Source organism: Bradyrhizobium ottawaense, assembly GCF_900099825.1.
In the GTDB taxonomy this organism is placed as follows: domain Bacteria; phylum Pseudomonadota; class Alphaproteobacteria; order Rhizobiales; family Xanthobacteraceae; genus Bradyrhizobium; species Bradyrhizobium ottawaense_A.
Map to the genome: position 1 here is coordinate 984,200 of NZ_LT629693.1, position 24,638 is coordinate 1,008,837.

The following is a 24,638-nucleotide window of genomic DNA, read 5'->3' on the forward strand; positions in this document are numbered from 1 at the left end:
GTCTCGCATCGGTTTGAGCTGCAAGATGCCGCAAGCGGCAGATCGGGCGATCTAGGTCGGCCGGCCCTTGCCGACGTTGAACACGGCCATGCCCGCCGACGGATCGAGATCGGTCTCGGTGGCTTCCGTCAGTCGCGCCATCATCATATAGAAGCCGATCGCGACAATCGATTCGACGATCTCCTGGTCGCTGAAATGATCGCGCACCGGCGCGAATATCCCGGCGGGAACGCGAACGTTCTCGATCACTTCGCGCCCGAACCGCAACAGCGCGCGCTCGGCCGCGTTGAAAGCGCCGTCCTCGTAATTATTCTGCGCCAGCGCATCGATCTGGGCCTGCGTGACGCCGACGCCGAGCGCGATCGGTACATGCTGGCGCCATTCATAGGCGCCGCCTTCCAGGTGGGCTGCCTGCAGGATCAGCAATTCGCGGTTGACGGCGGAAAGCTTCTGGCGATGCAGGATCGAATTGCCGAGCCGCATCGCCGGGATCATGTTGGCTTCGGCATGCGCCATCATCCGAAAGATGTTCAGTTTGACCGGCATCCTGTCGAACGACGTGCGGATATCGCCGGCGGTCTGCTCCGGATCAATCAGGGGTAACCTTGCCACGCGTCTCTCCCTTGGTTTTTCTTTGTTTTGCCTTCGCCCTGCCCGGCTTTGCCGCGGCGGCCCCGTCGATATCCTTGACTGCCAGCAAGGACAGGAAAAATGCCAGAAAATGATCGACCGCTTCCATCACCTTGCTGTGGGGCGACGGCTGCGCGCCCATCACAAAGTGTTCGAGGCGAATGAAGATGAGACCGGCCGCAAACAGCCGCGCCATCTCGCGCGGATCCGTGGTCGAGATCAGGCCGGCAAGCGCGAAGCCGCGGAAATAGTCCGTCATCAGGCTCTGTTCGCGCGAATAGAACTGGTCGGCGAATTTCGCGCGAATGCCCGGCACCCGGTTGCGTTCCGCGGTGATGACCTTCTGGAACTGGTGCTCGCGCGGGTCCGACCATTGCGCGACGAGATCGAGCGCAAACTGCCGGCAGAATGCTGAAGGCTGCTGCCGAAGCTGCCGATAGCGCGGCGCCTCGAGCCGGCTCGCCGAGCTGGCCGGGCCGAATTCGCTGACGATCGCTTCGAGGATCGCGGCCTTGCCGGGAAAATGGTTGTAGAGGCTGCTCTCGCGGACACCGACCCGGCGCGCCAGTTCGCGCATCGAGGCGCCGCCGTAACCGCTCTGGGCAAACAGGTTCAGCGCCTCGGCGAGGATACGCTCGCGGGTCGAGGGTGCAGCCGTTTCGGCCGCGCTGGAAGCGGGTGCGATCATGCACGTTGACTAACGAACGCTCGTTCGATAGTCAACAGACGAACGATCGTTCGTTAGCAGCCGCTGGCCAGCCGCGCGGAGCCGCCCGAAGAAGCGGAACAACAGGGAGAAGATACCGATGCGCCAATTTCCCGGAGTCCAGCTACCCGCCCTTGGCGTCGCGCTGTCGATGCTCGCCGCCGTCCCCGCGCTGGCGCAGACCCCGGCGAAATACGATCCCGGCGCCGACGACAAGACCATCAAGATCGGAACCACGGCGCCGCTGAGCGGTCCCGTCTCAGCCTTCGCGCAGATCGCCAAATCCGCCGAAGCCTATTTCAAGAAGGTCAATGCGGAAGGCGGCGTTAACGGGCGGCAGATCCAGATGATCATCGCCGACGATGCCTACAGCCCGCCCAAGACCGTCGAACAGACGCGGCGTCTGGTCGAAAGCGACGAGGTGCTGCTGATCTTCGGCGGGGTCGGAACGCCGACCAACAGCGCCGTGCACAAATACCTGAACGACAGGAAGGTGCCACAGCTTTTTCTCGGCTCCGGCGGCGCCAAGTGGGACGATCCGAAGAATTTTCCGTGGACGGTGGGCTGGCAGCCGACCTATCGCGACGAAGCGCTGGCCTATGCCAAGTACATCAAGGCGAGCCATCCGAGCGCGAAGGTCGCGGTGCTCTATCAGAACGACGATCTCGGCAAGGACTATCTGAAGGCGCTGGAAGAGGGCCTGGGCAACGGCGACCAGATCGTTGCCAGGGCGCCCTATGAGACGACCTCGCCGACGGTCGATACCCAGATCCTGACGCTCAAGAGCAGTGGCGCCGATGTCGTGCTGGTGGCGGCGACGCCGAAATTTGCAGCGCAGGCGATCCGCAAGATCGGCGAAATCGGCTGGAAGCCGGTCACGATCATCTCGAACGTCTCGGCCTCGATCAGCGGCGTGCTGGAGCCCGCCGGGCGTGACAGTTCGACCGGCGTCATCTCCAGCCAGTATCTGAAGGACAGCACCGATCCCGGCCTGAAGGACGATGCCGGCTACAAGGAATGGTTGGCCTTCATGGACAAGTATCTGCCGGACGCCAACAAGAGCGATTGGCTCAATGTCTACGGCTACACCATTGCGCAGACCCTGGTTGCGACCCTCAAGGCTGCCGGGAACGACCTGACGCGCGCCAATGTCATGAAACAGGCGACCAGCCTGAAGGACCTTCGGCTGCCGATGCTCATCAACGGGACCGCGGTGAACAACTCGCCGGAACGCTATACGCCGATGACCGTGCTGCAACTGATCCGTTTCGACGGAACCCGATGGGTCGGCTTCGGCGAACTGCTGAAAAATTGATCACCGGAAGATAGTCCAATGCGACAACTCACCATCGGTGACATGCGGATCGACCGGCTGGTGGAAATACCGGCCCTTCCGCTCGACAAGGAATTCCTGTTTGCCAACGTTACCGACGAGGTGATCGCGGCCAATCGCGGCTGGCTCGATCACCGCTACATCGAGCCGGAGACCGGACGCTTCATTCTCAGCCACCATTCCTATGTGGTGCGCACGCCACGCTGGACCGCCATCGTCGATACCTGCTGCGGCAATCACAAGGAGCGTCCGGGCGCGCCGTTCTGGCACCGGCTCAACCAGCCCTATATCGAAAACATGGCGGCACTCGGCGTGCAGCCCGAGGACGTCGATTTCGTCATGTGTACCCATCTGCATGTCGATCACGTCGGCTGGAATACGCGGCTGGTCGACGGACGCTGGGTGCCGACCTTCCCCAAGGCGCGCTACCTGATGGGGAGGACGGAATACGACCATTGGGACCGGCAGCACCGGCAAAATCCGGAACGCGCTGTTAACCGCGGGGCATTCGTGGATTCGGTCCTGCCCGTCGTCGCGGCCGGCCAGGCTGAATTTGTCGACAGCGACCACTGTGTGTTCGACGATCGCGAGGCCACCTTCTGCTTCGTTCCGGCGCCCGGCCACACCATCGGCAACATGATGATCGACCTCCGCGGCGCGCACGATCACGCCGTGATGTCCGGCGACGTCATTCATCACCCGATCCAGTGCGCCGCGCCCTGGCTGTCGAATGCGGCTGACTATGACAAGGCCATGGCACTGGCCACGCGCGTCAAACTGCTCGAAAGGCTCGCCGATACGCCGAGCATTCTTCTGACCGGGCATTTTCCGGCGGCGACCGCCGGCCGGGTGGTATCGCACGGCGAGGCCTTCAGGTTCGCGTTTCTGTAACGGCGCTGCTCAGGCCGACACGCCGAGAAACTGCCGCAACGCCGCAAGCACTTCATCGAGCCGGTCATGATGGAGCCAGTGCCCGGCGCCGGCGATCTTCAGCATCTCGGCGTGCTTGAAATGTGCCAGCAGGCCGGCGGCCTCCGGATCGGCCAGAAAACTTTCGCTGCCCCACATCAGTAGCGTCGGACAACGGATGCGCGACCACAGGCCGATATAGTCGTCCGGCGACAATCGATAGGGCGCCCTCGCCCGCTGGTAATGATCGAACTTCCAGCGATAGAGGCCATCGGCATGCTGCCGAACGCCGTGGCGGGCCAGATGCAGCGCCTGTTCCGGCGTCAGCCGCTTGTTGCGCCCCGACAACCGCAGCGCCGCTTCTTCGATCGTCTTGAAGGCCGTGGGTTCGTGCTGTGCGATCCGATCGAGCTGCTTGATCCATCGCGACATCTGTTCGTCGATCGGCGCTGGGCTCGCATAGGACAGGAATGTGCCGTCAAGCACGGCAAGCCGCGACACCCGCTCCGGGAACGTTCCGGCATAGGCCTGCGCGACCATGCCGCCCATCGAATGGCCGACGATGGCGGCATCCTTCAACTCCGCGACCGCGATCAGGCGCGTGAGGTCAACGACGTTGTCGGCGAGCGTGTAGCTGCTTCCCTTGGCCCATTCGGAATCGCCGTGCCCGCGCAGATCCGGGGCCACGACATGGAAGTGCGGCTGCAAGGCCCGCGCGATCGCATCCCAGTTGCGGCAGTGATCGAGCCCGCCATGGATCAGGACCAGCGGCGGCGCGGTCGCGTTGCCCCAGTCGGCATAATGCAGCCGCAGTCCCTGGGACTCGTGGAAGCGGTCTTCCGGTTCGGCCATGTCGCCCACAGCCCTATTTCGGTGCGAACCCAAATGTCTGTTCGAAACGCCTGGCGTAGGCCGGCCATACCTCGGGGTTGATGACGCGCGGCGGGCGCTTGCCGTCGAGCGCGTCGAGAATTTGCTCGGCCGCGATCCGGCCCATGTTCTCGCGCGCTTCCTTGGTGACCCCGGCGGTATGCGGGCTCGCCAGCACGTTGTCGAACTGCAGCAGCGGGTGCTCCGCCGGCGGCGGCTCCTTGTCCCAGACGTCGAGGCCGGCGCCGGCGATACGCTTGTCGCGCAACGCGTCATACAGCGCCTTCTCGTCGTGAATGAAGCCGCGCGCGGTGGTGATGAAGAACGCATGCGGCTGCATCAGCGCAAACTGGCGCGCGCCGATCATGCCGCGATTATCCTTGTTCAGCGGGCACGAGATCGACACGAAATCCGATCGGCGCATCAGGTCGTCGAGTTCGACCTTCTCCGCGCCCCGCGCCGCTATTTCCTCGGCGCTCAGGAAAGGATCGTAGGCGATCACCTTCATGTGCAAGAGGCCCTTGCACAGCTCCGCGATGCGGCGGCCGACATTGCCGATCCCGACGATGCCGATGGTCTTGCCTTTGGCTTCGTTGCCCATCAGCGCGTTGCGATTGACATGGGCGTCGCGCCGCAGCGCGCGGTCGGCCTCGATGATGCGCTTGGACAGCGTCAGCAGCATGCCCAGCGCATGCTCGGCGACCGAATTGGCGTTGCCGCCGGACTGATTGACGACCAGCACGCCCGCTGCCGTGCAGGCGTCGACGTCGACGGGGTCGAAGCCCGCGCCGTTGGAGGAAACGATCAGGAGGTTCGGCGCCCGCTGCAACAGGTCCCGATGGACATGGAAATGCGGCGCCAGCTCGTCGCGCGCCGCCCCGATCTGATAGGCATGCGCCGCCGCCAGCACCGGCGCCGAGACGGCATCCGGGCTCTCATTCTCGAGCCGGTCCAGCCGGACGTCGGGACGGGCTTTAATGATTTCCTCGTAAACCGGGTGGGCGAGATATTTGACGTAGAACACGCGCTTGCTGTTGACGGTCATTTTGGCAGGCAACTTTCAGTTCGGAAAATCACGGCGTTTGCAGGGTTGGCGGCGGGGATAGGCTAACGCGTCGACCTAAGCGACCGCAAAGCAGCCGTCCGGAACCATCTGGCCATGGCGTCCTCCCCGTGTTGTTCGTTACTTCTCGTTTCACATGGTGGCATACCGACGGCATCGGCAAGTCAGCAGATCACGGTAACGCGAGAGCATGTTGACAATCCCGCCGCGAACGTCAAGTTCGGCGCTCAAACGATGCGCGAACGAAAGATCGTCGCGGGTAAAGGGAGACCAAGATGGCGGTTGCCGAGGCACATACGTCGCCCCAGAGCGCGCAAGAGAAGGGGCCAGAAAAGACCTGGCACGGCATCGTGCTGGAGGCGCTCAAACGCAACGACATCCGGCTGGTGCCCTACGTTCCGGATCGCGTGCTGACCACGCTGATCAAGAACATTCACGCCGATCCTTTTTTCACTACGTTTCCCACCGCCCGCGAGGAAGAAGCCGTCGGCATCGTCTCCGGCGCCTGGATGGCCGGCATGCGCGGCGCGGTGCTGATGCAGACCTCCGGCTTTGCCACGCTCGCCAATATCCTGGCGTCGCTGGCGATCCCCTACCAGATCCCGCTGATCATGTTCGTGTCCGAACGCGGCACGCTTGGCGAATTCAACTACGGCCAGTCGCTGGTGTGCCGTACCATGCGCCCGGTGCTGGATTCGCTCGCGATGGAGCATCACACCTGCACACGCCTTGATGAATTCGAATTCATCGTCGACCGCTCGATCAAGCAGGCCCTCACCACGCAGGCGCCGGTGGCGCTGATCCTCTCGCCGCTCCTGACCGGCGGCAAAGTCTTGGACAAGTGAGCGATCTCATGAACACCGCCGCCAACAATCCCGCCCGCAATACCAAGATCATGAACCGGTTCGACGTCACTTCGCGGCTGGTTGCCAAGCTGAAGAACGAGGAAGCCGTCGTCGGCGGCATCGGCAACACCAATTTCGACCTCTGGGCGGCCGGCCACCGGCCGCAGAATTTCTACATGCTTGGGAGCATGGGCCTCGCCTTCCCGATCGCGCTTGGCGTGGCGCTGGCGCAGCCGAAGCGCCGCGTGTTCGCGCTCGAGGGCGACGGCTCGCTTTTGATGCAACTCGGTTCGCTGTCGACGATCGCGACGCTGGCGCCGAAGAACCTAACCATGGTGGTGATGGACAATGGCGTCTACCAGATTACCGGCGCCCAGCCGACGCCGGCGGCCGCCGTCGCCGACCTCGTCGCCATCGCAGTCGCCAGCGGTCTAACCAACAGCGCCTGGGCCGCGGATGAGGAAGATTTCGAGCGCCTGATCGAGCAATCGATGTCGGCCTCGGGCCCGACGCTGATCGGCGTGCGTATCGACGACAAGCCCGGCACTGGAACCACCCGCCGCGATCCCGTGCAGATCCGCGAGCGCTTCATGCACGGTATGGGCGTGCGGGAACTGCTATAGGCAAACCGCTTAAGGCTTGGCCATTAACCACTGATATCGCGCCTTAACCAAAGCGCATCACGATCTCGCGTTGGCGTCATATCCGGTCGCAAGTCATGCTATGCCGTCGCGATGACGATCATCCTCCGCCTCTTCGCCTGGTGTCTCGCGGCCGCCGTCGCCTTCGCGACGCTGGGACCACCCGGCTACCGGCCACATTCCGATCTCGGACAGGACGGCGAGCATGCGCTGGCCTTCGTGCTGCTGGGGCTCGCTTTCGGCCTCGCTTACACGCGTAACCGGTGGCTGACCGCCGTGCTTGCGGTCGGGCTCACCGGTGTGCTCGAACTCCTGCAGCTCTGGATGCCCGGACGACATGCCCGCCTCGAAGACTTTATTGTCGATGCGCTGGCGGCCTGCGTCGGGCTTGCCGCTGCCGCCGCGCTGGACTGGATCATCCGCCGTACCCGGCAAACCGGCGCCAGCCCATCCTGATACGACAATCCCCGCGGGACGAATGCCCCGCGAGGATCGATCGGTCGTCGGGCTTTCACCCGTTAGTCGATAATCCCGATCATCAATCGATGATCTTGATGACCTTGCGCGTGCGCGGCTCCACGATCACGCGGCGATCGTTGACCACGGCATAGCGATATTCGGTATGGCTCGGCACCGGCCGCAACTCGACGGCCTCCGGCAGCGGTTCGCCGACCACGACGCGCTCACGCACCGTCACCGAGGGTGCGCGCTCTGATGTCACCGACGTGATCACCGCATTTGGAATTTCCAGGCCCAGGCCGACTGCCGCACCTACGGTGCCGCCGACGACCTCGCCGACCGGGCCTGCAACCGAGCCGCCCGCGGCCGCGCCATTGGCGGCTCCCGTTGCCGTGGTGGATTGCGCAAAGGCCGCGCCCGAGGTCAGCAGCGAAGCCGCTACCAGCGAAACAACAAGACGTTTGTTCATCGTGTCCTCCAGTGATTTGACGATGCGTCATAACCAACGGAGACATGAGATGTTCCGGTTCCTGCTGCCGCTAATGTCATCACGCCAGCAGTTCCCGAACGGTTCCGGTTCCAAACAAAAATGCCGCCGGAACTCCGGCGGCATTTGAATCATGAGGCTTGTATCGATCGTTACAGCAGGCCGGCGCCGCGCGCCCATTTGTATTTGGCGCCGAGCACCTCGACCGGCAGTTCGGTCGAGTAGGCATAGGACGGGATGCCGTTCTGGTAGAGATATTCGGCGGCCTCCTCGACCTCGACGTCGCCGGCGAGCGAGGCGACGATCGGCTTCACAAAACCCTTGGCCTCCATCTCCTTCTTCACTTCGACCATGTTGCGCGCGAACACCATCGGCGGCGTCACGATGGTGTGCCAGTAACCGAGGATCAGCGCATGAATGCGCTCATCCGACAGGCCGAGCTTGACGGTGTTGACATAGGTGATCGGCGGCTCGCCGCCGGTGATGTCGACCGGGTTGCCGGCAGCACCAAACGGCGGGATGAACTTGCGGAAGGCGGCATCGAGGTCCGGCGGCATCGCCATCAGCGACAGGCCGTTGTCGACCACGGAGTCCGACAGCAGCACGCCCGAACCGCCCGCGCCGGTGATGATCAGGATGTTCTCACCCTTCGGGGTCGGCAAGACAGGCACGCCGCGCGCGAATTCGAGCAATTGGCGAAGTGAGCGGGCGCGGATCACGCCGGACTGCTTGAGCACGTCTTCATAGATCTTGTCGTTGCCGGCGAGTGCGCCGGTATGCGACGCCGCCGCCTTGGCGCCGGCCGAGGTGCGGCCGGCCTTGAGCACGATCACCGGCTTCGTTTTGGAGACGCGCTTGGCGGCTTCCGCGAAGGCGCGGCCGTCCTTCAGGTCCTCGCAATGCTGGGCGATCAGGCTGGTGTTGGGGTCCTGCTCGAAGAAGGCGAGCAGATCGTCCTCGTCGATGTCGGACTTGTTGCCGAGGCCGACGATCGCGGAGACGCCCATCTTGGCCGAGCGCGAGAAGCCGATGATCGCCATGCCGATGCCGCCGGACTGCGACGACAGCGCCGCCGAACCCTTGACGTCGTAGGCCGTACAGAACGTGGCGCAGAGATTGGCCGGCGTATAGTAGAAGCCGTAGATGTTCGGCCCCATCAGGCGGACATTGTACTTCTTGCCGATCTCGACGATCTCGGCCTGCAGTTCGGGCGCGCCGGCTTCGGCAAAGCCCGACGGAATCAGCACGGCGCCGGGAATTTTCTTCTCGCCGCATTCGATCAAGGCGCCGGCGACGAATTTTGCCGGGATCGCGAACACCGCGGTGTCGATCACGCCGGGAACGTCCTTGACGCTCTTGTAGGCCTTGTAGCCCAGGATCTCGGGGGCCTTGGGGTGGATCGGATAGATCTCACCCTTGTAGCCGCCGTTGATCAGGTTCTTCATCACGGAATTGCCGATCTTGCCGTCTTCGGCGGAGGCGCCGATCACGGCGACGCCCTTCGGCTGCATGATGCGGTTCATCGCGACGACGATCTCTTCGGTCGGGCGCGGCGCCGGGCGCGGCTTGTAGTCGAAATCGACGACGATGCGCACGTCCGCGGCAATCGCGTCCTTCTTGGTGGCGAATACCGGGTTGAGATCGAGCTCGACGATTTCGGGGAAGTCGCTGACGAGTTTCGACACCTTGACGATGACGTCGGCCAGCGCGTCGCGGTTGACGGGATCGCCGCCACGCACGCCCTTCAGCATGTCATGGGACTGGATGCCGTCCAGCATCGACAGCGCGTCGTCCTTGGTCGCGGGCGCGAGACGGAAGGTGATGTCCTTCAAGACTTCGACCAGCACGCCGCCGAGGCCGAACGCGACCAGCTTGCCGAACGATCCGTCGGTAATTGAACCGACGATGACTTCGGTGCCGCCGGCCAGCATCTGCTGCACCTGGATGCCCTCGATCTTGGCATCGGCCTTATACTTCTTCGCATTGGCCAGAATGGTGTCGTAGCTCTTTTCCGCGTCGGCCGCGGTCTTGACGCCGACGATCACGCCGCCGGCTTCGGTCTTGTGCAGGATATCCGGCGAGACGATCTTCATCACCACCGGGAAGCCCATGCCATCAGCCAGCTTGGCGGCTTCGGCGGCGGACTTCGCCACCCCCTCCTTCGGAACCGGGATTCCGTAGGCATCGCAGACCAGTTTGCCTTCCGGCGCCGTCAGGCTGGTGCGTTTGTCCGCTTTGACCGCATCGAGAACCTTGCGGACCGCATCTTTGGAATTCAACATTGGTTTCCTCCGGGGGACGTCTATTTTATGGCATTTGGTATGCCAGCGGAGAGATTGTCAAGCCGCATGATCCTGTGGAAACGCTGAAAACACGGGCAACTTGACATGGTGGTATTTGGTATGCCAAAAATTAAGCGGTAATCTTCTGCTACAAGATGTCTCCCATGGATGGAGACGAATCGTGCCCGCACGCAAACAACCCAAGGCTTCGCCTGTTATGCCCGAGGCAGATATCACGATCGTTCGGATTGCGCCTGAGACGAGCTTCAAGAACAAGGCCTATGACGCCTTGAAGGAAGCTATTCTCAAGATGGACATCTATGCGACTCCCGAGCAGGTGATGCTCGACGAGCGCGCACTGTCCGAACGCCTCGGCGTCAGCCGCACCCCCATTCGCGAAGCCATCGCGATGCTGGAGCAGGACGGCTTCGTCAAGACCGTGCCGCGCCGCGGCATTGTCGTGGTCCGCCGCACCAAGGCCGAGATCGTCGACATGATCCGCGCCTGGGCTGCGCTCGAGAGCATGGCCGCGCGCCTGATCACGACCACCGCGCGCAAGAAGGACATCACGGCGCTGCGCGACTTCTTCAAGGATTTCGGCAAGGACCGCCTGCCGCAGGATCACATCGAGGAATATTCCAAGGCCAATATCGCCTTCCACCAGGCGCTGATCTCGTTGTCGGAATCGCCCGTACTGGTCGACATGACCAACGATATCCTGCTGCACGTGCGCGGCTACCGGCAATTGACCATCGGTCGCACGGATCGCACCGCGACATCCCTCCCCGAGCATATGGGCATCATCGAGGCGCTGGAAGCGCGCGATACCGAGCTCGCCGAGAAGCGCGCACGCGATCACACGCTGGGCCTTGCCGCCTATGTCGAGGCGCACGGCCAAGAACTTTTTACATAGAAGCAACTTCGCATCAGAAGACGATCAAAGTCGTCCGAACCAAAGCGATCAGGGAGAGAATCCGATGCTGAACACCGCGACCAAGACCGAAGCACCGGGCTCCGAGCAAGAGCTGCAAGGAGAACTGACGGACGGCTTTCATCTCGTCATCGATGCGCTGAAGCTCAACGGCATCAACACCATCTACGGCGTGCCGGGCATCCCGATCACCGACCTCGGCCGCATGATGCAGGCGGCGGGCATTCGCGTGCTGTCGTTCCGCCACGAGCAGAACGCAGGTTACGCCGCCTCGATTGCCGGCTTTCTGACCAAGAAGCCCGGCATCTGCCTCACCGTCTCGGCGCCGGGTTTTCTCAACGGCCTGACCGCGCTCGCCCACGCCACCACCAACTGCTTTCCGATGATCCTGATCTCGGGCTCGTCCGAGCGTGAAATCGTCGACCTGCAGCAGGGCGACTATGAAGAGATGGACCAGCTCGCGATTGCCAAACCGCTGTGCAAGGCGGCGTTCCGCGTGCTCCATGCCGCCGACATCGGCATCGGCCTGGCGCGTGCGATCCGCGCCGCGGTGTCGGGCCGTCCGGGCGGCGTCTATCTCGATCTGCCCGCAAAGCTGTTCGGCCAGGTAATGGATGCGGCGGCCGGCGCCAAGTCGCTGGTCAAGGTGATCGACGCAGCGCCGGCGCAGATCCCGGCGCCGTCGGCGGTCAAGCGCGCGCTCGACGTGCTCAAGAGCGCCAAGCGTCCCCTCATCATCCTCGGCAAGGGTGCGGCCTACGCGCAGGCCGATGACGACATCCGCAAGTTCGTCGAAAAGAGCGGCGTGCCGTTCCTGCAGATGAGCATGGCCAAGGGCCTGCTGCCGGACACCCATGCACAGTCCGCCGGCGCGGCGCGCTCCACCGTGCTGAAAGATGCCGACGTCGTCATGCTGATCGGCGCCCGTCTCAACTGGCTGCTCTCGCACGGCAAGGGCAAGACCTGGGGCGATGCGCCGAAGAAATTCATCCAGATCGATATCGAGCCGAAGGAAATGGATTCCAACGTCGAGATCGTGGCCCCCGTGGTCGGCGATATCGGCTCCTGCGTGTCGGCATTTCTCGAAGCCATGGGCGGCAACTGGTCGCCGGCGCCGGCCGACTGGCTCTCGACCGTCGCCAAGAAGCGCGACGAGAACGTCGCCAAGATGGCGCCGAAGCTGATGAGCAACGCCTCGCCGATGGATTATCACGGCGCGCTCGGCGCGCTGCGCACCATCGTCAAGGAGCGGCCCGACGCGATCTTCGTCAACGAAGGCGCCAACACGCTCGACCTCGCCCGCGGCGTCATCGACATGTACAAGCCGCGCAAGCGGCTCGACGTCGGCACCTGGGGCGTGATGGGCATCGGCATGGGCTATTCGATTGCCGCGGCGATCGAGACCGGCAAGCCAGTGCTGGCGGTCGAAGGCGACTCGGCGTTCGGCTTCTCCGGCATGGAGGTCGAGACCATCTGCCGCTACAAGCTGCCGATCTGCATCGTCATCTTCAACAATGACGGCATCTATCGCGGTACCGACGTCAACTCGGCAAATTCCGATCCGGCGACGACGGTGTTCGTCAAGGGCTCGCGTTACGACAAGATGATGGAAGCCTTCGGCGGCGTCGGCGTCAACGCCACCTCGCCCGACGAACTGAAGCGCGCCGTCAACGAGGCGATGGATTCCGGCAAACCGACGCTGATCAACGCGGTGATCGATCCGGCGGCCGGCAGCGAGAGCGGCCGCATCGGCAACCTCAATCCGCAAAGCGCGCTGAAGAAGAAGTGAACTGATTGACCCATCGGCGTCATTCCCCGCAGAGGCGGGGAATCCAGTAAGCGCCGAACCATCGTGTGACGAAGGCTGTGCCCGACTGAATCGACGGTGAATACTGGATGCCCGCCTTCGCGGGCATGACGGCAACAGAGAGAGTAGAAGGAGCAAGACGATGACAAAGGCGCTTACGGGCGTTCGCATTCTCGATTTCACCCACGTCCAGTCCGGACCGACCTGCACGCAGTTGCTGGCCTGGTTCGGCGCCGACGTGATCAAGGTCGAGCGTCCCGGCGTTGGCGACATCACACGCGGCCAGTTGCAGGATATCCCCAATGTGGACAGCCTGTATTTCACCATGCTGAACCACAACAAGCGCTCGATCACGCTCGACACCAAGAACCCCAAGGGCAAGGAAGTTCTCACCGCGCTGATCAAGAGCTGCGACGTGCTGGTGGAAAATTTCGGACCCGGCGTGCTCGATCGCATGGGTTTCCCCTGGGAGAAGATCCAGAGCATCAACCCGAAGATGATCGTGGCCTCGATCAAGGGCTTTGGCCCCGGCCCCTACGAAGACTGCAAGGTCTATGAGAACGTCGCCCAGTGCACCGGCGGCGCGGCATCGACCACCGGCTTCCGCGACGGCCTGCCGCTGGTCACCGGCGCGCAGATCGGCGACAGCGGCACCGGGTTGCATCTGGCGCTCGGCATCGTCACCGCGCTCTATCAGCGCACCGTCACCGGCAAGGGCCAGAAAGTCACCGCCGCGATGCAGGACGGCGTGCTCAATCTGGCGCGCGTCAAACTGCGCGACCAGCAGCGCCTCGCCCATGGTCCGCTGAAGGAATACAGCCAGTTCGGCGAAGGCATTCCGTTCGGCGACGCGGTGCCGCGCGCCGGCAACGATTCCGGCGGCGGCCAGCCCGGCCGCATTCTGAAGTGCAAGGGCTGGGAGCAGGATCCCAATGCCTATATCTATTTCATCACCCAGGCGCCGGTCTGGGAGAAGATCTGCGACGTGATCGGCGAGCCCGGCTGGAAGACCCATCCGGATTACGCCAAGCCGCCGGCCCGACTGTCGCGCCTCAACGAGATCTTCGCGCGCATCGAACAATGGACCATGACCAAGACCAAGTTCGAGGCGATGGACATCCTCAACAAGGACGACATCCCCTGCGGGCCGATCCTGTCGATGAAGGAGATCGCGGAAGACCAGTCGCTGCGCGCCACCGGCACCGTGGTCGAGGTCGACCATCCCACCCGCGGCAAGTACATCTCGGTCGGCAACCCGATCAAGCTGTCGGACTCCCCGAGCGACGTCACCCGCTCGCCACTGCTCGGCGAGCACACCGACGAAATCCTGCGCCAGGTGCTCGGCTTCTCCGACCACCAGGTCGCCGAAATCCACGATTCCGGCGCGCTCGACCCGCCGCGCAAGCAGGCGGCCGAATAGACCCGTCTCGCCTGCCAGTATCGGCCAAGGGATTGTTAAGGCCGCCGGTTTCCGGCGGCCTTTTCATGATCTGGAATGCCAATTGCCCTATTTATGTTGCATTGCAAACTCTTGATTGCTGCCATGCAAACAAGTCTGTTGCGACTGGTATCTGGTATACATAAATTGACCCCAGATCACGAAGCGGAGCCGTTCCGCACTTCAAGAAAAGGGGACCCAGATGTCCAAGACTGCATCCATCGACCTCGTACCCTCCAGCTCGCTGTTCGCACGTCTGATGGCGACGATCGACCGCCTGTTGATGGCCAGCGCGCGCATCTCCAACCGTAACGGCGACCTGCCCCACTTCGGTCTCTGAGCCCCTGCGAATCACGGGCTGCCATCGCAGTTTCCCGTGGATGGCATCCGGCTTCTCCCCAGCCTTCGACTATTGACCAATGGCCCCGATCACCGGGGCCATTTTTTATGGCGCCGTCGCGCCGCCTTTGTCGCCGGTCACGCGTGCTGCGACATATAAGCACGCATCCCGTGCGGCCGCGCCAATTCGCTTGAACCTTGGCATATCGGATACCAAAATGGCGGCATAGCGCTCACCTATCAACAGAAGCGCGCTTCGGGAGGAGCAATGACGGATATGGTTGAGGCAACAGTTCCGACAGCCGCGCGTGTGAGCGATACCTATCGCTGGACGCAACTTGCGATCGGTGTCGCCGCGATGGTGATGATCGCCAATTACCAGTACGGCTGGACCTTCTTCGTCCCCGACATCCAGAAGAAATTCGGCTGGGATCGCGCCTCGATCCAGTGGGCGTTCACGCTGTTCGTGCTGTTCGAAACCTGGCTGGTGCCGGTTGAAGGCTGGTTCGTCGACAAATACGGCCCGCGCCTCGTGGTTCTCATCGGCGGCATCCTGTGCGCCATCGGATGGGTGATCAACGCCGAGGCCACCACCCTGAACGGTTATTACCTCGGGATGATCGTGGCGGGCATCGGCGCCGGCGGCGTCTACGGCACCTGCGTCGGCAACGCGCTGAAATGGTTTCCCGACAAGCGCGGCCTCGCCGCCGGCATCACCGCCGCCGGTTTCGGCGCAGGCTCGGCGCTGACGGTCGCGCCGATCCAGGCGATGATCAAGGACTCCGGCTTCCAGACCACCTTCCTCTATTTCGGATTGGGCCAGGGCATCCTCATCGTGCTGCTCGCCTTCTTCCTGCTGGCGCCGAAGGCCGGACAGGTTCCGGCGGTCATCGCCAATGCCAACGTGATCCAGACCCGCCGCAACTACCAGCCGACCGAAGTGATCCGCCAGCCGATCTTCTGGCTGATGTACTTGATGTTCGTGATCGTCGGCGCCGGCGGATTGATGGTCACGGCGAACCTCAAGCCGATCGCGGTCGACTGGAAGGTCGATGCGATCCCGGTCACCCTGATCGGAATGACGATGACGGCGGTGACGTTCGCCGCCACCATCGATCGCGTTCTCAACGGCCTGACGCGCCCGTTCTTCGGCTGGATCTCCGACATGATCGGCCGCGAGAACACCATGTTCATCGCCTTCGGCATGGAAGGCGTCGGCATCTGGGCGCTCTACATGCTGGGCCACGATCCGGTCTGGTTCGTCATCCTGTCGGGCTTCGTGTTCTTCGCCTGGGGTGAGATCTATTCGCTGTTCCCCTCGACCTGCACCGATACCTTCGGCGCCAAATTCGCGACCACCAATGCGGGCCTGCTCTACACCGCAAAGGGCACCGCGGCGCTGCTGGTTCCGATCGCGAACTACATGCAGCAATCCTCGGGAACGTGGGACAACGTCTTCATCATTGCGGCCGGCGCCAACATCCTGGCATCGCTGCTGGCGATCCTCGTGCTCAAGCCATGGCGCAAGACGGTGGTGGCCAAGGCGGTCGCCTCCTGAAGCGAAAAACCTGTTGCAAACGAAGCGCTCGACCCCAGGGTCGGGCGCTTTTTTGTTGCGGCTGGGCTCGGCTTACCTTTGGCCCGGCCTGGCCTTTTCGCGCAGGAGCTGCGCGATTTGCCCGGGGAGGATGCTGCGCCGCAACCAATGATTAGCTTGCATCCTGGAATATAATATACCAGCATCCGACCAATGCGTGTGACGATCAGTCACAACCTTTGCGACACTAAGTCACAAACGGCAACGCGCCTGGGAGGGCACATGGTTTCCAGCACAACGGCCGCCACGCCGGCAGCGCCCACCTCCAGCGGCTTCCGCTGGCTTCAGCTCGTGATGGGCATCGTCTGCATGGCGATGATTGCGAACCTCCAATACGGCTGGACGCTGTTTGTCGATCCGATCGACGCCAAGCACCACTGGGGCCGCGCGGCGATCCAGCTCGCCTTTACGATCTTTGTCGTGACCGAGACCTGGCTGGTGCCGGTCGAGGCCTGGTTCGTCGACAAGTACGGCCCAAGCAAAGTCGTGATGTTCGGCGGCGTGATGATCGCGCTGGCCTGGATCCTGAATTCATATGCGGACTCGCTGACGCTGCTTTACACCGCGGCCGTGATCGCCGGCATCGGCGCCGGCGCCGTGTACGGCACCTGCGTCGGCAACGCGCTAAAGTGGTTTCCCGATCGCCGCGGCCTCGCCGCCGGCGCCACCGCGGCCGGCTTCGGCGCGGGCGCCGCGATCACGGTGGTGCCGATCGCCAACATGATCAGCGCCAGCGGCTATCAGGCCGCGTTCTTCGATTTCGGCATCGGACAGGGCCTGATCGTTTTCATCCTCGCCTTCTTCATTCGCCCGCCGACGGTGGCGATGCCGGCGAAGAAGAAACAGCTCAACCTGCCGCAGACCAGGATCGACTTCACGCCGCCGCAGGTGCTGCGTAGCCCGATCTTCTGGGTGATGTACGCGGTGTTCGTGATGGTCGCGGCCGGCGGACTGATGACGGCAGCCCAGATCGCGCCGATCGCGCACGACTTCAAGATCGCCAACACGCCGGTCAGCCTCGCCGGCTTCCAGATGGCGGCACTGACTTTTGCGATCTCGCTCGACCGCATCTTCGACGGCTTCGGCCGTCCGTTCTTCGGCTGGGTGTCCGACAATATCGGCCGCGAGTACACCATGTTCATCGCGTTCGGCACGGCGGCTCTGATGCTGCTGACGCTGTCGGCCTATGGCCATGTACCGGTTGTCTTCGTGCTGGCGACCGCGGTGTATTTCGGCGTGTTCGGCGAAATCTACAGCCTGTTCCCCGCCACCTGCGGCGATACGTTCGGCGTCAAATACGCCACCACCAACAACGGCATGCTCTACACGGCGAAGGGCACCGCCTCGCTCTTGGTGCCGCTCGCCAGCATCGTCGCCACCAGCTACGGCTGGCAGGCGGTGTTCGTGATGGCCGTTGCGCTCAACGCCACCGCGGCCTTGATGGCGCTGTTCGTGATCAAGCCGATGCGGCGCAACTTCATCCTCGGCAACGAAACCGCGGCCGACGAGGCCGCCGCTGGGAATGCCAAGACGGCCTGAGCGAGACGGCCTGAGCGAGACGGCTTCACGTTACCCCGAGATCGAAAAGGCGCACTCCGGTGCGCTTTTTTTGCGGCTCCGCTAATAGGTATACAAAATACAAGTCGCTCGTCTTGGCCGCTGCCAAGGCGCGACAGCGGGCGCCGGCGGACGGCCTAAACGTCAGTGATGCTGCCTGTTTATTTACAAAAATAGGGAAGATGCTGCGATCGTTCCGAGTTGACAATTGGCATTATGTATACCAGAATCCCCGCCTGACCCACACTAGGAGGTTGCCATGCAAGTCGGAGATGTCCTGCGCAAGAAAGCCGCCCGTGTCGCCACGGTTCGCATGAACGAGACCGTTGCCATTGCCGCCCAGTTGATGCGCTCCAGCAATATCAGCGCGCTTGTCGTCAAGGACGTTGTCCGCACCGAGGGCAACACCGCCGTCGGCATGTTCACCGAGCGCGACGTGGTTCGCGCCATTGCCGAACATGGTGCTGCCGGCGCCAACCTCAAGGTCTCGCAACTGATCTCGGTGCAGCAGCTGCTGTCGTGCAACTCGACCGATACGCTCGAGCATGTGCGCCACATCATGAACCGCGCGCACATCCGCCACCTGCCGGTGATCGACAATTACAGCCTGATCGGCGTCATCAGCATGCGCGACATCTCGAGCGCGTACGACGACGAGGCCCGCGCCGCGAAGCCGGCCGCCAGCGCGGCCTGAGCGCGCGGATTCAATTGCGCGACTTTGGATTGTAACCCACGCGAATCGACGGCCCGGTGAGGGCCAGCGGCCGTCTGCCCTCCCCGCATTTCCGCATGGGCTTAACCACCCCTGCCCGGTAGACTTTTGCCGGGCCGGACGGCATCCTGTTTCCCGAAAACAAGCGTGCGCGATATTCCGCGCCACAGAAACAGCCGGGAAACAGAGGGCCAACATGATCAAGACGCGCTTTACCGAACTCGTCGGCGTCGAGCACCCGATCGTCCAGGGCGGCATGCAGTGGGTCGGCCGCGCCGAGTTGGTCGCCGCCGTCGCCAATGCCGGCGCGCTCGGCCTGATCACCGCGCTGACCCAGCCGACGCCGGAAGACCTGACAAAGGAAATCGCGCGCTGCCGCGACCTGACCGACAAGCCCTTTGGCGTGAACCTCACCATCCTGCCGACCATCAAGCCGCCGCCCTACGCCGAATATCGCCAGGCCATCATCGAGGCCGGCATCAAGATGGTCGAGACCGCCGGCAACAAGCCGCAGGAGCACGTCACCGAATTCAAGAAGCACGGCATCAAGATCCTGCATAAATGCACCAGCGTTCGCCACGCGCTCTCGGCGGAGCGGATGGGCGCCGATGCGATCTCGATCGACGGCTTTGAATGCGCCGGCCATCCCGGCGAGGACGACACCCCCGGCCTGATCCTGATCCCGGCCGCTGCCGACAAGGTCAAGATTCCGATGATCGCCTCCGGCGGCTTCGGCGACGGCCGCGGCCTCGTTGCCGCACTGGCGCTCGGCGCCGAGGGCATCAACATGGGCACGCGCTTCATGTGCACCAGGGAAAGCCCGATCCATCAGCTGGTGAAGGAAAAGATCGTCGCCAACGACGAGCGCGAGACCGAACTGATCTTCCGCACCATGCGCAACACCTCGCGCGTCGCCAGGAACGCGATCTCGACCAAGGTCGTCGCGATGGAGAAGGAAGGCGCCAAGTTCGAGGACGTCCGCGAACTCGTCGCCGGCGCCCGCGGCAAGATGGTCTACGCGTCGGGCGATGCCGATGAAGGCATCTGGTCGGCCGGCCAGGTCCAGGGCCTGATCCACGATATCCCGACCTGCGCCGAACTGGTGTCGCGCATCATGCGCGAAGCCGAAGCCATCATCCGCAGCCGGCTCGAAGGCATGATGTCCGGCGCCAGCCGTCAGGCCGCGGAATAAGGAAATGATCCCCCTCTCCCGCTCGTGGGGGAGGCACAGGCGGCCTATGGCCGCCGTTCTTGATATGAGAACGCCGATGCGGAGCATCGGCTATGGGTGGGGGTGCCTCCGCACAGGGACGCGCAAAGAGTCCCCTCGCCCGCCGCGCGCCGACTCGATCCAATTCAATAAAGCTCCAACAAAGAGTATTCCCATGAAGGCCTATGTTTACGGCGCCAACGGCGCCGAGATCACCGATGTCGCAAAACCTTCGCCGAAGGGCACGCAGGTGCTGGTGCATGTCCGGGCCAACGGCCTCAACCGTGCCGACCTCGGCATGACCAAGGGCCACGCCCATGGCGCGGCCGGCGGCGTCGGCACGGTGCTGGGCATGGAATGGGCCGGCGAAGTCGCCGAACTCGGACCCGACGCCAAAGGCGTCAAGGTCGGCGATCGCGTGATGGGATCGGGCGGTGCGGCGTTCGCCGAATACGCGCTGACCGATCACGGCCGGCTGTTTCATCTGCCGGCGCAGGGCAACATGAGCTTTGAGGAAGCAGCCACCCTGCCCGTCGCGCTCGCGACCATGCACAACGCGGTCGTCACCGCGGGTGCCCTAAGGGAAGGCCAGACCGTGCTGATCCAGGGCGCCAGCTCCGGCGTCGGGTTGATGGCGATGCAGATCGCAAAATTCAAGGGCGCCAAGCTCGTGATCGGCTCCTCGACGGACGAGATGCGCCGCGGCCGCCTGAAGGATTTTGGCGCCGACCTCGCGGTGAATTCAAAAGATCCGGCCTGGGTCGATCAGGTGCTGAAGGCGACGGACGGCGAAGGCGTCGACCTGATCGTCGACCAGGTGTCGGGCGCGGTCGCCAACCAGAACCTCAAGGCGACCAAGATCAAGGGCCGCATCGTCAATGTCGGCCGGCTCGGCGGCACCCATGCCGATTTCAACTTCGACCTGCACGCCGCCCGCCGCATCAACTATATCGGCGTCACCTTCCGCACCCGCTCAATCGAGGAAGTCCGCGAGATCTTCAACGAGGTTCGCAAGGACATCTGGTCCGCGGTGGAATCGCGAAAACTGCAACTGCCGATCGACAAGGTCTTTTCCTTCGCCGAGATCGGCAAGGCGTTCGAGCACATGGAAGCCAACCAGCACCTCGGCAAGATCGTGGTACGGCATTAATCCGGCAAGTGTTTAGGATGGGTGGAGCGAAGCGATACCCATCGCCACACGGGCGGTACTGATGGGTATCGCTTCGCTCCACCCATCCTACAAAGTTCTAACGGAGTAACCGCAATGAAACGCCGTACGTTCCTCACAGCCGGCGCCGCGGCCGGCGCGACCACGCTGGTGGCAGCACCTGCGATCGCGCAATCAGCGCCCGAGATCAAGTGGCGGCTGACGTCGAGCTTTCCAAAATCGCTCGACACGATTTACGGCACCGCGCAGACCTTTGCGAAATACGTCGCCGACGCCACCGACAACAAGTTCCAGATCCAGACCTTCGCGGCCGGCGAGATCGTGCCGGGCCTGCAGGCGCTCGATGCCGTCGGCACCGCGACCGTCGAGATGGCGCAGACGCCGCTTTATTTCTACATCGGCAAGGAGCCGGCGCTGGCCTACGCGACCGGCGCGCCGTTCGGCATGAACCACCGCCACCAGGAATCCTGGTGGGCGTTCGGCGGCGGCGATGCGCTCGTCAACGAGGCGCTGAAACCCTTCAAGGCGCACGCCATCCTGTGCGGCAACTCCGGCACGCAGATGGGCGGCTGGTTCCGCAAGGAGATCAAGACGGTCGAGGACCTCAACGGCCTGAAATTCCGCATCGCCGGGCTGGGCGGCCACGTGCTCGCCCGGCTGGGCGTCGTGCCGCAACAGATCGCCGCCGGCGACATCTATCCGGCGCTCGAGAAGGGCACGATCGATGCCGTGGAATTCGTCGGCCCCTATGACGACGAAAAACTCGGGTTCTACAAGGTGGCGAAGTACTACTACTTCCCCGGCTGGTGGGAAGGCGGGGCCATGCTGCACATGATCGTCAATGACGAGAAGTGGGCAGCACTTCCCAAACAATACCAGGCGATCCTCAACCAGGCCGGCTCCGCCGCCGGCGCGTGGATGCTGGAAAAATACGACAGCGTCAATCCGGCTGCCCTCAAGCGCCTGATCGCTGGCGGCGCCGAGCTGCGTGCGTTCCCGCAACCGGTCATGGAGGCGAGCTACAAGGCGACGCAGGACCATCTGAACGAGCTGGCCGAGAAAAGCGCGCTGTTCAAGCGCACCAAGGAGAGCCACGACGCGTATATGAAGGAACTGATGTTCTACACGCAGATCGCGGAAAACTATTACGACAACTTCCTGCTCGGCAAGATGCGCAAGACCTGAGTTCGTAGTGCGTAGGGCGGATTAGCGGCTTGTCCGCCGTAGCTCGAAGAGCGAAGGCGGAAGCGTAATCCGCCTTCTTCGCCGACGTGTAACGGCGGATTACGCCCTTCGGGCTAATCCGCCCTACGCCCTCCTCGCAACGTGCAGGCCCACCGCCATGGCAGCTGAACGCGATCTCGCGACGCTATTACGAGACATGAAACCCGAAATGCATGACGGCATCTTCGTGTTCTGCACGATCGCCGAAGGCGAGGAACTTCCAGCCACCATCCGACCATTGCTCACCTTCCGCGAAGCGGAAGGAACCACCCTCGTGAGCCGGCAGGAGGAAGCCGAACGCATCGGGCTACCCCATCAATTTGCCTCGCGCCTGATTACGCTGACGGTTCATTCCTCGCTGGAGGCGGTAGGCTTCCTGGCGGCGATCACGGCCCGCCTCGCGAGAGCCGGCATCAGCGTCAACGCGGTCTCGGCGTTTTACCACGATCATTTGTTCGTGCCGGAGCACAGGGGCGAGGAAGCGCTGCATCTTCTGCAAAATTTGTCAGCGCCCGGGTCGGGGCATAGCGCGGATTAGCTCAACGGTTTCACGCAAAGCGCGGCCCGATCACGGGTTCCGGCGCAATCCGCCGTTGCGTCCCAACTCGGATGCGGATTAGCTTCCGCCTTCGCTCTGTGAGCTACGGCGCACAAGGGCCCTGATCCGCCCTATGCACTGCCAAACCAGCGGAGGAAAGCATGGACAAGCAGACCAAAACCGCGACCGAGCTGGAAGATATCGTGAAAACGAGAATTGGCGCCGGTGACTTTCGTGTGACCGTTCACCGCGATCCCGAAGCGGGCTGGCACGCCACCATCTACGGGAACCAGTCGGCAGAGGTTCACCGTTGCCAGGTCAAGGCTGATACGATCACCCCCGAGCTGTGTCAGCACTACGATTTGGTCGAATGAGCCGTTGACATGAGGCTCGTCATTTCCGGCATCGCCGCCCTCACTCTGTCGATCGCCTCGTTCACGCTGGCGACCGCCGAAAGCTGTGGCGACCGCGCCCAGACGTGCGTCGTGAAGTGGGGCAACCCTAAAGCCGCCTGTTATGAGCCGTTCCGAATCGCAGCGTGCGAAAAAACCGGACGCTATGTGGCTCCCAATGGAAATGTCTGGCGGGCCATCCGCGTCAGCCAGGCCAGGCAGGACTGACGCGATCCGTGAGCGACATTGACACGAAGTTTTAGTCGCGGCAGGTCAGCGCCATCGGCGCAGCCGCCCTTGCCCTCACTTTCCGGCGGTTTCGACTGAATGGAACTTGTGCCCGCCTCGGGAGTCTGTCTGCCAAAGATGGAGCACCCCATGGAAGACAACGAAGACCCGCTGGCCCGGTTTGGCCTCGATGCGATCGATCTGCGGTGGACGATGAAGGATATTGCCGGAAAGCGCTGGTTCATCCTGAACCAGGCGCATGTATCACAGCTCGTGGAGCTCGGCCTGGTCGAGATCAGAGACGACCGGCCTTTTCTGACCGTCGCCGGGCAGAACACGGTGTGGGAAGGCTGACCCCGGGATATCGCTGACCGGCGACGGATTTAGCGAATTGCCCCGGTTTCGTCGTGGCCCGGGCTGAAGATTGAAGGAGAAATAGATGCCTGCGCGGCCTCGTCACATTCCGCATGCCACCGAACGCACCGCGTTACAAAGGATGAGCCTCACCCGGGGCCTTCCGCCAGAACGACTGCATCCCGCAGGCAAGCAGGTCATCGCGGGCATGCAGGCGAAAGGCTGGATCGAAAAGCAGGCCGACGGCCGGACCTATTGCATTACGCCGGCGGGCGATGAGGCGCTGAAAGCCCCTATCCCCGTGAAACGATAGACCCGGCCCGGTCGCCGACGCGCCGGCATCGGTGGCTTGAGGCGATCCCAAGCCAGCAATTTGTCGATGCAGGCCGTGCTCTGACCACATACTCGATCTCGCAGCGTAATCCGCGACCACATCTAGCGATGCGGTGGCAGTGGACAAGACTTCAGTTACCCACCTTGCGCGCTAATCTAGAAACACAACTTCGGCTTCAAACTCGTGAAACATGGCTTCATGTACACGTTGGATACTTCTCTTCTCGCGTTTGAAGAAGATCTCAGATTCGTATCCGTCCATGTCAAGAGTATTTCCATCTTGGGACCTAAACCACGAATCGGCAAACATATTTCTAAATACGAATCCAGCGAACAGCTCGGGTGTCCATACACGCCTCACCGGAACACGCCCCTCCCGCTGCCAACCAATATGCAGATGCGCGCAGGGATGAACTAACCTTCTATATTCGTCCTCGGCGTATTCGTACCTTAAGCTTAAGCCAGCTCCGTTTATTTCTGCCTGGCCCTGCCCCCCATCGAGCGCCTCGTCCTCGATTTCCGGAACGCTCTCTTCAACTGTCTCATCCTCCTGATTTTCTATGGACACATCAGCGTCATCGAGGT

The 24,638-nt window shown here is 62.8% G+C and carries 27 protein-coding genes; 20 read left to right on the forward strand and 7 right to left on the reverse strand.

Annotation, left to right across the window (positions count from 1 at the left end; all coding sequences use genetic code 11):
- Window positions 1-51: 51 nt before the first annotated feature.
- Both BLR13_RS04830 and BLR13_RS04835 read right to left on the reverse strand, forming a co-directional pair.
- Window positions 52-612 (reverse strand): carboxymuconolactone decarboxylase family protein, encoded by a 561-nt coding sequence (locus BLR13_RS04830; protein ID WP_074831885.1) that lies wholly within the window; start codon window positions 610-612, stop codon window positions 52-54.
- Window positions 590-1,318, reverse strand: coding sequence for a TetR/AcrR family transcriptional regulator (locus tag BLR13_RS04835; protein WP_074827165.1), 729 nt, complete (start codon window positions 1,316-1,318; stop codon window positions 590-592). The genes BLR13_RS04830 and BLR13_RS04835 overlap by 23 nt, the downstream gene beginning before the upstream one ends.
- A 118-nt stretch (window positions 1,319-1,436) precedes the next feature.
- Between BLR13_RS04835 and BLR13_RS04840 the strand changes: the two genes are divergently transcribed.
- Window positions 1,437-2,651, forward strand: coding sequence for an ABC transporter substrate-binding protein (locus BLR13_RS04840; protein ID WP_074827164.1), 1,215 nt, complete (start codon window positions 1,437-1,439; stop codon window positions 2,649-2,651).
- 18 nt (window positions 2,652-2,669) lie between these two features.
- Window positions 2,670-3,560: an MBL fold metallo-hydrolase gene (locus tag BLR13_RS04845; RefSeq protein ID WP_074827162.1), complete on the forward strand. Its 891-nt coding sequence runs from the start codon at window positions 2,670-2,672 to the stop codon at window positions 3,558-3,560.
- A 9-nt stretch (window positions 3,561-3,569) separates the two neighbouring features.
- Here BLR13_RS04845 and BLR13_RS04850 read toward each other — a convergent pair whose 3' ends face one another.
- A complete protein-coding gene (locus tag BLR13_RS04850; protein ID WP_074827160.1) occupies window positions 3,570-4,430 on the reverse strand; it encodes an alpha/beta fold hydrolase in 861 nt (286 codons plus the stop codon).
- A gap of 13 nt (window positions 4,431-4,443) precedes the next feature.
- Window positions 4,444-5,493 (reverse strand): hydroxyacid dehydrogenase, encoded by a 1,050-nt coding sequence (locus BLR13_RS04855; protein WP_074827158.1) that lies wholly within the window; start codon window positions 5,491-5,493, stop codon window positions 4,444-4,446.
- Between the two features lie 293 nt (window positions 5,494-5,786).
- Between BLR13_RS04855 and BLR13_RS04860 the strand changes: the two genes are divergently transcribed.
- From BLR13_RS04860 to BLR13_RS04870, 3 genes are all read left to right on the forward strand, one after another.
- Window positions 5,787-6,356, forward strand: coding sequence for a thiamine pyrophosphate-binding protein (locus BLR13_RS04860; RefSeq protein ID WP_074827156.1), 570 nt, complete (start codon window positions 5,787-5,789; stop codon window positions 6,354-6,356).
- 8 nt (window positions 6,357-6,364) lie between these two features.
- Window positions 6,365-6,979, forward strand: coding sequence for a thiamine pyrophosphate-dependent enzyme (locus tag BLR13_RS04865; protein WP_074827153.1), 615 nt, complete (start codon window positions 6,365-6,367; stop codon window positions 6,977-6,979).
- Between the two features lie 111 nt (window positions 6,980-7,090).
- Window positions 7,091-7,453 (forward strand): VanZ family protein, encoded by a 363-nt coding sequence (locus BLR13_RS04870; RefSeq protein ID WP_074827151.1) that lies wholly within the window; start codon window positions 7,091-7,093, stop codon window positions 7,451-7,453.
- Window positions 7,454-7,535: 82 nt separating this feature from the next.
- Here BLR13_RS04870 and BLR13_RS04875 read toward each other — a convergent pair whose 3' ends face one another.
- Together BLR13_RS04875 and BLR13_RS04880 are read right to left on the reverse strand one after the other, a co-directional pair.
- Window positions 7,536-7,925, reverse strand: a complete 390-nt coding sequence (locus BLR13_RS04875) for a DUF1236 domain-containing protein (RefSeq protein ID WP_074827150.1) — start codon at window positions 7,923-7,925, stop codon at window positions 7,536-7,538.
- Between the two features lie 170 nt (window positions 7,926-8,095).
- Window positions 8,096-10,225 carry an acetate--CoA ligase family protein gene (locus BLR13_RS04880; RefSeq protein ID WP_074827148.1) on the reverse strand — a complete coding sequence of 710 codons (2,130 nt, stop codon included), beginning with the start codon at window positions 10,223-10,225 and terminating at the stop codon, window positions 8,096-8,098.
- Window positions 10,226-10,442: 217 nt separating this feature from the next.
- On the opposite strand from BLR13_RS04880, the gene BLR13_RS04885 reads away from it, so the two are divergent.
- The 15 genes from BLR13_RS04885 to BLR13_RS39925 all read left to right on the forward strand — a co-directional run bounded on the left by BLR13_RS04885 (window position 10,443) and on the right by BLR13_RS39925 (window position 24,033).
- Window positions 10,443-11,138, forward strand: coding sequence for a GntR family transcriptional regulator (locus BLR13_RS04885; protein WP_074827145.1), 696 nt, complete (start codon window positions 10,443-10,445; stop codon window positions 11,136-11,138).
- 64 nt (window positions 11,139-11,202) lie between these two features.
- Entirely contained in the window at window positions 11,203-12,945 is a 1,743-nt protein-coding gene (gene oxc / locus BLR13_RS04890) for an oxalyl-CoA decarboxylase (RefSeq protein WP_074827142.1), read from the forward strand.
- A gap of 160 nt (window positions 12,946-13,105) precedes the next feature.
- The gene (gene frc, locus BLR13_RS04895; protein ID WP_074827140.1) at window positions 13,106-14,383 is read left to right on the forward strand and encodes a formyl-CoA transferase; all 1,278 of its coding nucleotides are present in this window, start codon (window positions 13,106-13,108) and stop codon (window positions 14,381-14,383) included.
- A 220-nt stretch (window positions 14,384-14,603) separates the two neighbouring features.
- A complete protein-coding gene (locus tag BLR13_RS41030; RefSeq protein WP_171944994.1) occupies window positions 14,604-14,741 on the forward strand; it encodes a hypothetical protein in 138 nt (45 codons plus the stop codon).
- A gap of 267 nt (window positions 14,742-15,008) precedes the next feature.
- Complete coding sequence (oxlT, locus tag BLR13_RS04900) at window positions 15,009-16,298, forward strand: oxalate/formate MFS antiporter (protein ID WP_074827139.1); 1,290 nt, start codon at window positions 15,009-15,011, stop codon at window positions 16,296-16,298.
- A 261-nt stretch (window positions 16,299-16,559) separates the two neighbouring features.
- Complete coding sequence (gene oxlT / locus BLR13_RS04905; protein WP_074827137.1) at window positions 16,560-17,876, forward strand: oxalate/formate MFS antiporter; 1,317 nt, start codon at window positions 16,560-16,562, stop codon at window positions 17,874-17,876.
- A 277-nt stretch (window positions 17,877-18,153) separates the two neighbouring features.
- Window positions 18,154-18,588, forward strand: coding sequence for a CBS domain-containing protein (locus BLR13_RS04910; RefSeq protein ID WP_074827135.1), 435 nt, complete (start codon window positions 18,154-18,156; stop codon window positions 18,586-18,588).
- Between the two features lie 214 nt (window positions 18,589-18,802).
- A complete protein-coding gene (locus BLR13_RS04915) occupies window positions 18,803-19,798 on the forward strand; it encodes an NAD(P)H-dependent flavin oxidoreductase (protein ID WP_074827133.1) in 996 nt (331 codons plus the stop codon).
- 193 nt (window positions 19,799-19,991) lie between these two features.
- Window positions 19,992-20,966: a zinc-binding dehydrogenase gene (locus BLR13_RS04920; RefSeq protein ID WP_074827131.1), complete on the forward strand. Its 975-nt coding sequence runs from the start codon at window positions 19,992-19,994 to the stop codon at window positions 20,964-20,966.
- A 114-nt stretch (window positions 20,967-21,080) separates the two neighbouring features.
- Entirely contained in the window at window positions 21,081-22,169 is a 1,089-nt protein-coding gene (locus tag BLR13_RS04925; protein ID WP_074827129.1) for a TRAP transporter substrate-binding protein, read from the forward strand.
- A gap of 157 nt (window positions 22,170-22,326) precedes the next feature.
- Entirely contained in the window at window positions 22,327-22,746 is a 420-nt protein-coding gene (locus tag BLR13_RS04930) for an ACT domain-containing protein (RefSeq protein WP_074827127.1), read from the forward strand.
- A gap of 161 nt (window positions 22,747-22,907) precedes the next feature.
- Window positions 22,908-23,120 (forward strand): hypothetical protein, encoded by a 213-nt coding sequence (locus BLR13_RS04935; protein ID WP_074827125.1) that lies wholly within the window; start codon window positions 22,908-22,910, stop codon window positions 23,118-23,120.
- 9 nt (window positions 23,121-23,129) lie between these two features.
- Window positions 23,130-23,366 carry a hypothetical protein gene (locus tag BLR13_RS04940; RefSeq protein WP_074827123.1) on the forward strand — a complete coding sequence of 79 codons (237 nt, stop codon included), beginning with the start codon at window positions 23,130-23,132 and terminating at the stop codon, window positions 23,364-23,366.
- Window positions 23,367-23,516: 150 nt separating this feature from the next.
- Window positions 23,517-23,720, forward strand: coding sequence for a hypothetical protein (locus BLR13_RS04945; protein WP_074827121.1), 204 nt, complete (start codon window positions 23,517-23,519; stop codon window positions 23,718-23,720).
- Window positions 23,721-23,805: 85 nt separating this feature from the next.
- Window positions 23,806-24,033 (forward strand): hypothetical protein, encoded by a 228-nt coding sequence (locus BLR13_RS39925; protein ID WP_143039790.1) that lies wholly within the window; start codon window positions 23,806-23,808, stop codon window positions 24,031-24,033.
- 171 nt (window positions 24,034-24,204) lie between these two features.
- On the opposite strand, the gene BLR13_RS04950 is transcribed toward BLR13_RS39925, so the two are convergent.
- Window positions 24,205-24,621: a DUF2290 domain-containing protein gene (locus tag BLR13_RS04950; protein ID WP_157793685.1), complete on the reverse strand. Its 417-nt coding sequence runs from the start codon at window positions 24,619-24,621 to the stop codon at window positions 24,205-24,207.
- Between the last annotated feature and the right edge of the window lie 17 nt (window positions 24,622-24,638).